Annotated in this window: 1 protein-coding gene; it reads left to right on the forward strand. The window is 40.0% G+C overall.

Features of this window, described 5'->3' with window-relative positions; genetic code table 11:
* Window positions 1-465: 465 nt before the first annotated feature.
* Window positions 466-1,230 (forward strand): WYL domain-containing protein (locus BCT81_RS01225; protein ID WP_102423037.1); only part of this gene is annotated, 765 nt, incomplete at its 3' end.

The raw sequence follows: 1,230 nt of genomic DNA on the forward strand, positions 1-1,230 counted from the left end.
GGACAATAGCGACTTTTTAAAGTCGACCTCGATGTCGGTAGTGATGTACACATGGCTTTTATATTTAGCCAGATGATCTTGTGTTTGCTCTCTTTCTGTACTTACCGCATAGGGCGATGATTTAGAAAGTATGCTGAGGGCTTTTTCTAAGTTCAAAGGAATCTCTTCAAAATTGGATTAAACGGACTTTTTTTGTGGAGATAAATAGTATCAAACACGGAAAAGTAACGGTACTCATAACCATAAAAATAGTGGAGATATTCACTCCACTATATGCAACATATCCATATTACTCTTTTTACAACTAACATTACGCCTAGTATTAGAAAAGTATGAAATAAGCGACATTGTTTTACGTAACACTATGCAATAAGACCAAGCGAAGCTGTACTATACCCATGTCAAAATTGTACGTATATTCTGTACACATCAACATGTATCATTTTCAGGCATTAGATAATTGTTATGACAATTAAGTGGGATCAGCTGCTGCGCTTTAAATTAATCGAAGTCGTTGCTTTGTGGGAAGGTCGCGTAACAACCAACCATCTATGTAATTCTTTCAACATAAAACGACAGCAAGCTTCTAGAGATATAAAGGCCTATCAAGAACAGTTTCCAACCCCGCCACTCGTGCACGATCGTAGTATTAAAGGATATCGACTTACTGATCATTTTGCGCCAAAGTTTACGAAAGGCACCCCAAACGAATACTTGTCGCTGCTGCACAAGTACAATAATGACCACGTAGATGGCTTCGACTTGAAAGATCTTGGCTTTGCTGACTCTATTGTCCTCTCAGTACCTGACAGACATATAGCTCCAATAATTGTTCGTCGACTTCTGCAAGCAGCACGAGAAAGGCGCAGAGTTGATATTGAGTATGTTTCAATGGATAACCCTGAGGGGCGAGGTCGAAACATCGTTCCACACACCATCGTATTTGATGGGTTCCGTTGGCATGTACGAGCATATTGTGAAGAAAGGGCAATGTTCTTAGATTTCGTGTTAAGCCGATTTAGAGGGGAGCCAGAACTGCTCAATGAGTCAGATATTAACATCGAAGACGATGAAGATTGGACAACAGAAGAAGCAATTGAAATCATTCCAAATCCACATTTATCACCTGCACAGCAACACATTGTGAAAGCCGACTATGGAATGCATGATTCTCCACTCACAATTAGTTGCCGACGAGCACTGATTAAGTACTTGCTCAAACGCTTAGAT

The sequence above is a fragment of the Vibrio sp. 10N.261.52.A1 genome (assembly GCF_002876325.1).
Classification (GTDB): Bacteria; Pseudomonadota; Gammaproteobacteria; order Enterobacterales; family Vibrionaceae; genus Vibrio; species Vibrio chagasii.